Source organism: Corynebacterium sp. HMSC11D10 (genome assembly GCF_001806995.1).
Classification (GTDB): Bacteria; Actinomycetota; Actinomycetes; order Mycobacteriales; family Mycobacteriaceae; genus Corynebacterium; species Corynebacterium coyleae.
Window position 1 is genome coordinate 89,190 of sequence record NZ_KV787065.1, and the last position, 8,547, is coordinate 97,736.

Sequence of the window (8,547 nt, forward strand, 5' to 3'; positions counted from 1 at the left end):
ATGTTCTTTCGACCGAAAGCGCGGGTGCTTAACGACGACGCCCTGCTGGCCGTCGACGTCGAAACCACCGGACTCAAGCCGGAGAAGCATGAGATGGTCTCCATCGGCTGGGTTCCCGTCGACGGGCGTGTGATCGATCTATCACAGGCACAGTACTTTGTGCTAGCAGGCGCCCAAGTTGGCGATACTGTGACGCTTCACGGGGTGACTGACGACGATATTGCGAACAAAGGCGTCGCCGCTGCCGAAGTACTCGACGCGTTTGATCGTGCCCTTGAAGGACGCAAGTTGTTGGCCCACTTTGCGCAGATGGAGCTAGGTTTCGTCGCAAAGCTGCAAAAAGATGTCAAGGGCAAGCGATGGGGCCTGTGCGAGAGCGAGGTAGTGGATACCTTCGCGATGGAGCGGCGACACATGGAGCGCATGGGTACGTATCCGCGCGGCGAGGACCTCAGGCTTGCGCGCGTGCGACAGCGCTACAATTTGCCCGACTACGCGAACCACAACGCGCTTACCGACGCGATTGCGTGCGCGGAGTTGTACCTGGCGCTGAGCGCGCAGTAGACGTCAGTGAATCCCAAATGCGCCACAATGACAGTGGGGTTGTATGCTCGATCACATGCGTTTTGGACGAATTGCAACACCTGAAGGAATGACGTTCGCCGTTATCGACGATGCGGGAACGACCGCGAAGGCGATCAAGGGCACGCCGTTTAGTGCGCCGGAGTACACCGGCAAAGAATACGACCTTGACCAGGTGAGGTTGCTTGCGCCGACGCTGCCGTCGAAGATCGTCGCTGTGGGACGCAACTACGCGGACCACGTAGCTGAGGTGTTCAAGCAATCCGCCGAGCACCTGCCGCCGACAATCTTTATCAAGCCGTCGACCGCCGTGATTGGCCCTGGTGCCGCTATTAAGATCCCGGAGTTCGCCACAGGCGTCGAGTTTGAGGGCGAGCTGGCGCTCGTCGTTGGCGTTCCATGCAAAAACGTCAAGGCTGAGGACTGGAAGTCTGTGATCCGTGGCGTGACCATCATCAACGATGTCTCCTCGCGTGACCTCCAGTTCGCGGACGGTCAGTGGGCGCGCGCCAAGGGCATGGACACCTTCGGTCCGCTCGGTCCTTGGATTGAGACGGACCTGGATAAGTTCGACTTTGCCAACCTGCCGATCAAGGCGCACCACACCCACGACGGTAAAACGGAGACCAAGCAGGACTCCAACTCGAACCAGATGATCAAGTCGGTTGGAGAGATGGTGGAGTGGGTCTCCCAGTCCTTTACTCTGCTGCCGGGCGATGTCATTGCAACCGGTTCGCCGGCGGGTACCGCAGAGATGGTTCCGGGCGACTACATCGAGGTTGAGATCCCAGGTATCGGCAAACTGGGCAACCCCGTCGAGCGCGCCTAGAACGCAGGCTCGCTTTTGGGCCGTGTTTACAGGCCCAGCGCGCGCATGATCGTGCGCAGTTTGGCTGAAGTCTCGTCGAGTTCGGCCTGTGGGTCGGAGTCTGCGGTGAGCCCGCCACCGGCCCAGGCGCGGGCGTGTGTGCCGTCGCCGTTGACCTCCGCACAACGGATGGCAACCATGTATTCGCCATCACCTGCGGCATCGGTATATCCGACCGCGCCGGCGTAGAAACCGCGATCCGATTCGGCGGTGGTAATCAGGGCTTCTGCGGCGGCGGGTGGGGTGCCGCACACAGCAGGGGTGGGGTAGAGACGCATTGCCAGATCCAGCGCTGTTGGTGCCGGTTCCTTCAACGTGCCGCTAATCGGTGTGGCAAGGTGCCACATCTCGCTGGTCTTTTCTAGGGTTGGGCGCTCTGAAATCTGCAGGTCAGAGCAAAGTGGCTCGAGGACCTCGCGGATGTGCTCGACAACGAAGCGGTGTTCGTCGAAATCCTTTTGCGACGACGCCAGTGCCTCCGCTGCGGCACGGTCCGCCGCCGGATCGTGCGGTACACGTGCTGCCGAACCTGCAAGGGGATAGGAGGTCACCTTGTTGCCACGGCGGCGCACCAGGACTTCGGGTGAGGAGCCGACTAGGAAATGTCCCGTGCGGCCAGATGGGGTGAGGTCCGCGATGAAACCGTCGTGCGTGTAGGACAGATCGATCAACCTGGCCGCGACGAGGCGTGGATCAACCGGTGGGTCGAAGGCGATGTCCACCGCACGGGCAAGCACAACCTTGTCCAACAGGGAGTTGCGGATAGTACCCACTGCGGCCTCAACGCGTCGAAGATGTTCCTCGGGGGAAGGGTCGACGTCGATAAGCGTTGCGTGAAGGCGAGAACCTGCGCCAATCCGGTAATACGGGTGCGGCTCTAGCGGGCCTGGCTCCCGAATGATGTGCTCTGGCACAGTGAGCGCCGCTGGGCAGTCCTGGTCAAAGGGGAGCGCACCTACAACCATTTCCACCTCGCCGCGCTCTAGCGCGTCGTTCGCTTCCCAGGCGTCGCTAAACGTGCGAGTGGCGCCTTGAGTGCGAACCGATCCTTCTGCGCGCGAAAGGAGAAAATCGGGCGCAGTGTCGGGGCGGCCGGATGGAGGGCCGGCAAGCGGGTTGACGGACATGGGGAAACACTCTAACTGGCTACGCTCGAAGACGCCTCGTCGGATCAGTTGCTTCGGATATACCCCAGGTTTATTGTTGCCTGTGTGAAAAATGGTAACAATGTGGCAGTTGGTGCGAAACGGGTTGGGCGGATCCGTAAAGCACTGGCAGGAAGCGTGGCAACGCTCATGATCGCCGCTGGGGTGGTCACTCCTGTCCCTGCACAGGCGCAAGACTTGTCTTCGCAGGCGAATCAGGCAGTTACAAACGCGGTCAACCAGGCAAATGCTGAGTGGAACAAGTTTGTCCAGATGGCCAACGACTCCCTGCCGCAAGGCTCATCGTTGCCGATCAACCCAGTTCCCGCCCCGCAAATTCCCGCGCCGAATCTCCCCGGTGCGTGGGCGCCCCAAGCGCCGGCGCCGGTGGCGAACGGGGCCAACGGCGAGGTCCGTGTAGCGGGACGAAGCTACCTCGTCTGGGTGCCGCGAGGGTACAACCCTGCACGTCCCACCCCGGTGATGGTGGGGTACTCCGCATATCAGGATTCCACGGAGAATTTTCGTAACTATTCACGCCTGCGTGAATCATCTGTCGGCCGCGACGCGATCATCGTTTACCCGCGCGCGATCGGAGCATCGTGGGAGGGATCCGCAACCGCAGCGACACGTCCAGGCCAAGACATCGCATTTGTCCGCGCAATGATCAACGACGTCCAGCGCTACTACAACATCGATCGACGCCGGATCTACGCCACCGGCATGTCCACCGGTGGCGGCATGGCCGCAGTCTCCGCCTGCCACATGGCGGACTTGTTTGCTGGCGTTGCTGGCGTGTCCGGCGCGTACTACGCCCCGGTGAACCGTGGCTGCCAGAACCAGCCGGTCGCGTTCATGGCCATTCACGGCACCAACGACACACTCACCCCGTACCACGGCACTACTCGACGAGGCCAGCAAGTGCTGCCGGTGCCGGAGCTGTTTAAATCCTACGAGCGCCGCAACGGGTGCTTCGGGGGAGTCGATTCGCGCCCGGCAGGCAACAATGCGACTCGGGTGTCGTCGCGAAACTGCCGCAAGGGCGTGGAAGTGATCAAGGTGCATGGCTCGAACCACTTCTGGTGGTACTCGCCGTCTGCAGCAGACGAAATGTGGCGCTTCCTCATGCGCAACCCGAAGTAACGCGATATGTTGCTGGATCCTGGGCGGTGAGCGCCGGGGGTGGTTGGGCGTCGACAAGCGCAATGCATATGGCGCGCTACGATTGCCCCATGACTGAAAACCCCAATATGCGCGTTCGCTTTTGCCCGTCGCCGACCGGAACCCCACACGTGGGCATGGTCCGCACCGCCCTGTTTAACTGGGCGCAAGCCAAGCACTCCGGAGGCAAGTTCGTGTTCCGTATCGAGGACACGGATGCCGCCCGTGACTCCGAGGAGAGCTACCAGGCGATTATTGAGTCGCTCGAGTGGCTCGGCCTTGGCTGGGATGAAGGTATCAACGTCGGTGGCCCGCACGAGCCGTACCGTCAGTCGCAGCGCTCTGACATCTACGCCGATGTGCTGAACAAGCTCATCGAGGCCGGCGAGGTCTACCCGGCGTACTCCACCAACGAAGAGGTCCAGGAGCGTCACAAGGCCGCAGGCCGCGACCCGCAGCTGGGCTACGACAACTTTGACCGTGACCTCACCCAGGAACAGATTGACGCCTTTGAGGCCGAAGGCCGCAAGCCGGTCTGGCGCCTTCGCATGCCGGACCAGGATTGGACCTGGAACGACCTTGTGCGCGGTGAGGTCACCTTCAAGTCCGAAACCCAGCCAGACTACGTTGTCGCCCGCTCCAACGGCGCGCCGCTGTACACGCTGGTCAACCCTGTCGACGACGCGCTCATGGGTATTACCCACGTCCTGCGCGGTGAGGACCTGCTGTCCTCCACGCCACGTCAGCTCGCGCTTTACGAGGCGCTGAAGCGTATCGGTATTACGGATTTCACCCCCGAGTTCGGCCACCTGCCGTTCGTGATGGGCCAGGGCAACAAGAAGCTTTCCAAGCGTGACCCGGAATCCAACCTGTTTAACCACCGCGACAACGGCATCATCCCAGAAGGCATGATCAACTACCTCGCGCTGCTGGGCTGGTCGCTTTCTGCGGATCAGGACATCTTCTCTGTCGACGAGTTTGTCAAGGCCTTCGACGTCTCGGACGTGCTGGGTAACCCGGCCCGCTTCGACCAGAAGAAGCTTGAAGCAATCAACGCCGACCACATTCGCCTGCTTGAGCCGGAAGACTTCCGAAGCCGCCTGCGCGAGTACTTCACCGAGTACACCGACTTCCCAGCGGATTACCCGGAAGACAAGTTCACCATTGCGGCGGATCTCGTGCAGACCCGTATCAAGGTGCTCTCCGATGCGTACGACCTGCTGAAGTTCCTTGTCATCGCGGACGATGACTTGGTGCTGGACGAGAAGAGTGCAAAGAAGAACCTCAAAGACACCGCCGTCGAGCCTTTGGATGCCGGTATTGCAGCGCTTGAGGCGATCGGTGAGGGGGAGTGGACCACCGAGAACATCGAAGCAGCGCTGAACAAGGCGCTGATCGAGGACCTCGAGCTCAAGCCGCGTGTCGCATTCGGCGCCCTGCGCGTGGGCACCACTGGTGCCGCGGTGTCCCCGCCGCTGTTCGAGTCCATGGACCTGCTTGGCCGTGAGTCCACGCTGAAGCGTCTCAAAGCTGCCCGCGCCGTTACGCCGTACCAGGCTGCAGAGTAGGAGCGCTACGGCGTAGGAACTACAACGCTGTTGTTTTCGTACGTTTAGGCCACCGCGTTTCTATGCGGTGGCCTGCGGATTTGGTACACATAGCGATTCATGGTTATAGTACTCCATGTTGTTCAGGCAGACAGCGCGGAACGGAAACGGAAAGCGCAGGTCAGGACTGAAAAACAATGGCCTATGGTGTAATTGGCAACACTACGGTTTCTGGTACCGTCATTCTAGGTTCGAGTCCTGGTAGGCCAGCTGCAGAGCAATTGCGTTCTGTGTCCTAATGCCCCGTTCGTCTAGCGGCCTAGGACGTCGCCCTCTCACGGCGGTAACACGGGTTCAAATCCCGTACGGGGTACAAGAAGAAAACCTCCGATCTGGTTCGCCAGGTCGGAGGTTTTCGCGTTCGAGTCTTCCCGGCAGGTACCTTGTGTCTATGTTGTGGTTGTTGCCGTCGTTTTTAAGTGGCAGAGCGCGTCAAACTGGCTCAAGCGTGATCGACGCGCTCAGCGTTCCAGTAGCGGCGTCTAGCTTGTTTTCCACGATTCCGTTGCTTGCGGTGCCGGCACTGTTTCTCACGACGCTCGGCGGGGGAGTATTCGGCTCGTCCATGTACGAAGGCTCCAGCGTCGGCGGCTCATCCGGAGGGTCCAGTTCGTACCAGCTGAGCGATACGTTCCCAGACCCGGACGCGCGTCCGGCCGAGTTGAAGTCCCTAACGCACATCGAAAACGACGTCTACGAGGTCGTCGTCTATTCGCACGCCATGGGCAAAGAAGTGAAAAACGAGGTGATTCTTCCCGGCGGTCCTGACAACGACACCCCGCGCCCGACCTTTTACCTTCTTATGGGGGCCGACGGTGCCGCGAACGGATGGTCGTGGCGTAATTCTTCGGACTACCAGGAGTTTTTCCAGGACAAGTTGGTCAACGTGGTTACACCGATTGGGTCGGTGTCCTCGATGCAGGCTGACTGGTATCGCGAAGATAAAGCAACAGGGCGAAACAAGTGGCTGACATACCTGACCAAAGAGCTGCCGCCGCTTATCGACGAGCACTTCCACGGCACCGGCCACGACGCCATCGCCGGCATTTCCATGTCCGGAGGGCCCGCGCTGAACATCGCGTCCATCGCGCCGGAGCGCTTTGCCGCCGCGGCCTCCTACTCGGGGTGCCCGGCCACAACCGGGATGCTGGGGGACACCTACGTGCGTGAAGCGCTGAAGATGAATGGCGCTGATCCGAAGAAGATGTGGGGCATGTCGAGCGACCCGGCCTGGCGGGCGCATTCGGCGGTGTTGAACCTGGATGCATTGCGGGACACTGCGCTGTTTATCGCCGCTGCCCAGGGGGTACCTGGCGCGATCGATGCGTCGAAGACATCATCGGAGCGCATTGGCCCGCCTGTGACCATTGAGGCGGCATCCTATGCGTGCTCTGCCTATTTCGCCGACAAAGCCAAGCGGGCAGGCTTGGATGTGGAGTGGTACCCACAGGTGGAGGGCACACATAGTTGGGGGCTTTTTGAAAAGTCCATGCGTGAGAGCTGGCGCGTTATCGGTCCGGCGTTGAATGTGGAGCCGTTTGAGCGCGAAACACCGGTGACAAAGTCGCCGCTGCCAAGCGAAGCGCCACAACCTTTGGGGCAGCGCGGCTCGTCAGGCTCGTCAGAATCGTCAGGGTCGAGTTCGTGACAGCTGTTGGGCTACAGTTTGGCGTGTGAAACCAATGATTCGTCGCGGTGTGGCCCTGTGTGCAGCCACTACGTCAGTGAGCTTGCTCGTCGCCACGCCAGCACCGGCGGTGGAATCACGTGAGAGCCTTGGGCTCGTCGAAAAGCAAGAAGCACCTGGATGGACGGGATCATCGCTGATCAACGGCTTCCGTCAGATTGGGCCGGATACTCCGCCGCTAGCAATACCGATCATCCTGATCGGCGCGATGATGAGCGGTATTTTCGGCCACCTGCTGTTCGGACGCTTTGTGTTCGAGGGCAGCTCCCGGGCGGCACAGTCACTTGGCTCGAGCACGGTGGTGGACCAAACGTTCCCGGATTCGGACGCGCCGCCTGCGCAGTTCCGCAAACTGGAGCACTTGCAGGACAACGTGTGGGTGCTCACTGTCTACTCGCCATCGATGCGCCGCGAGATTGAAAACGAACTCATCTTGCCGGAAGGCGGTCCTGAGAACACCGATCCGCGCCCGACGTTCTACCTTCTGGGCGGCGCAGGTGGTGGAATGGTGACCCCGTGGTGGAAAGATGGTCGCGCTTCTGAGTTCTTCGCAGACAAGCACATCAATGTGGTCACTCCGCGCGGCTCTATCGGCTCGCAGCAGGCCGACTGGGCTGGAACGCACGACAAGCACGGCAGTTACAAGTGGACGACGTATCTGACCAAGGAGCTGCCGCCGCTTATCGACGAGCACTTCCACGGCACCGGCCGCGACGCCATCGCAGGCCTTTCGATGTCCGGTGGGCCAGCCCTGCACATCGCCACCTTGGAAGACAGGTTTGTCGCTGCGGGAACATATTCCTCCTGCCCGTCGACATCTGGGCTTGTCGGACAGGCCTTCGCCAGCGGCACCGTGCGCATTAATAAGGGCGACCCAGCACAGATGTGGGGCAGCTCCTGGGATCCGGCGTGGGCCGCCCACTCGCCCGTGCGCAATGTTCAGGGGCTCAAGGGGAAGAAGATTTTTCTGTCGGCCTCACGTGGTTTGCCGTCGGAGCTTGACGTTGAGGTCGTCGATTCGCCCGAGCCACTTCTTGTGCCTGATGAGCAACTCGCGTATGCGTGTTCGCTGCACTTCATCGCAGAGGCACGACGCAATGGCATCGACCCGGATTGGTACGAGTTCAAGGAAGGGACGCACAACTTCGGCTTGTTCCGACGTGAGTTAGTGGCAAGTTGGGACACGCTCGGACCAGCGCTTGGTGTGGAGTAGTTTTTAGCGTCTGACGTGCTGATTTGTTGGTATTGGGAAGTTTCCTTTATTGTTAGCAAGTCGCAAAAAGCGAGCGCGCCCCGTTCGTCTAGCGGCCTAGGACGTCGCCCTCTCACGGCGGTAACACGGGTTCAAATCCCGTACGGGGTACAAGGAGAAAACCTCCGATCCGGATTCCGGGTCGGAGGTTTTCGCATTGGTAGCGTAGGTTCAGTGACTTCGGGTTAAGCGACAAAATGTGTGTCTGCTGTCGGCGTGTCGCGGGGGTTAGATGTGGCCTTTTT

Annotated in this window: 7 protein-coding genes and 3 tRNA genes; 9 read left to right on the forward strand and 1 reads right to left on the reverse strand. The window is 60.5% G+C overall.

Features of this window, described 5'->3' with window-relative positions; genetic code table 11:
- Both HMPREF3120_RS08720 and HMPREF3120_RS08725 read left to right on the forward strand, forming a co-directional pair.
- Window positions 1–564: an exonuclease domain-containing protein gene (locus tag HMPREF3120_RS08720; RefSeq protein WP_070452350.1), complete on the forward strand. Its 564-nt coding sequence runs from the start codon at window positions 1–3 to the stop codon at window positions 562–564.
- Window positions 565–619: 55 nt separating this feature from the next.
- Window positions 620–1,411 carry a fumarylacetoacetate hydrolase family protein gene (locus tag HMPREF3120_RS08725; RefSeq protein ID WP_083279509.1) on the forward strand — a complete coding sequence of 264 codons (792 nt, stop codon included), beginning with the start codon at window positions 620–622 and terminating at the stop codon, window positions 1,409–1,411.
- Window positions 1,412–1,437: 26 nt separating this feature from the next.
- On the opposite strand, the gene HMPREF3120_RS08730 is transcribed toward HMPREF3120_RS08725, so the two are convergent.
- Window positions 1,438–2,577, reverse strand: a complete 1,140-nt coding sequence (locus HMPREF3120_RS08730; protein ID WP_070452353.1) for an isochorismate synthase — start codon at window positions 2,575–2,577, stop codon at window positions 1,438–1,440.
- 156 nt (window positions 2,578–2,733) lie between these two features.
- Here HMPREF3120_RS08730 and HMPREF3120_RS08735 point away from each other — a divergent pair, with 156 nt between their 5' ends.
- The 7 genes from HMPREF3120_RS08735 (at window position 2,734) to HMPREF3120_RS08765 (ending at window position 8,413) form a co-directional block, all read left to right on the forward strand.
- Window positions 2,734–3,738, forward strand: coding sequence for a CE1 family esterase (locus HMPREF3120_RS08735; RefSeq protein ID WP_141739415.1), 1,005 nt, complete (start codon window positions 2,734–2,736; stop codon window positions 3,736–3,738).
- A gap of 89 nt (window positions 3,739–3,827) precedes the next feature.
- Window positions 3,828–5,324: a glutamate--tRNA ligase gene (gene gltX, locus HMPREF3120_RS08740; protein WP_070452393.1), complete on the forward strand. Its 1,497-nt coding sequence runs from the start codon at window positions 3,828–3,830 to the stop codon at window positions 5,322–5,324.
- 177 nt (window positions 5,325–5,501) lie between these two features.
- Window positions 5,502–5,573: transfer RNA gene (locus HMPREF3120_RS08745), tRNA-Gln, on the forward strand.
- A gap of 30 nt (window positions 5,574–5,603) precedes the next feature.
- A tRNA-Glu gene (locus tag HMPREF3120_RS08750) sits at window positions 5,604–5,676 on the forward strand.
- A 135-nt stretch (window positions 5,677–5,811) separates the two neighbouring features.
- A complete protein-coding gene (locus tag HMPREF3120_RS08755) occupies window positions 5,812–7,011 on the forward strand; it encodes an alpha/beta hydrolase (protein ID WP_246815454.1) in 1,200 nt (399 codons plus the stop codon).
- Window positions 7,012–7,045: 34 nt separating this feature from the next.
- Entirely contained in the window at window positions 7,046–8,263 is a 1,218-nt protein-coding gene (locus tag HMPREF3120_RS08760) for an alpha/beta hydrolase (RefSeq protein WP_246815455.1), read from the forward strand.
- Window positions 8,264–8,340: 77 nt separating this feature from the next.
- Window positions 8,341–8,413, forward strand: a tRNA-Glu gene (locus HMPREF3120_RS08765).
- Window positions 8,414–8,547: the final 134 nt, after the last annotated feature.

Coding starts and splice junctions, on each gene's coding strand:
- HMPREF3120_RS08720 (WP_070452350.1), top strand. CDS start 1: ATGTTCTTTCGACCGAAAGCGCGGGTGCTTAACGACGACGCCCTGCTG.
- HMPREF3120_RS08725 (WP_083279509.1), top strand. CDS start 620: ATGCGTTTTGGACGAATTGCAACACCTGAAGGAATGACGTTCGCCGTT.
- HMPREF3120_RS08730 (WP_070452353.1), bottom strand. CDS start 2,577: ATGTCCGTCAACCCGCTTGCCGGCCCTCCATCCGGCCGCCCCGACACT.
- gltX (WP_070452393.1), top strand. CDS start 3,828: ATGACTGAAAACCCCAATATGCGCGTTCGCTTTTGCCCGTCGCCGACC.
- HMPREF3120_RS08760 (WP_246815455.1), top strand. CDS start 7,046: ATGATTCGTCGCGGTGTGGCCCTGTGTGCAGCCACTACGTCAGTGAGC.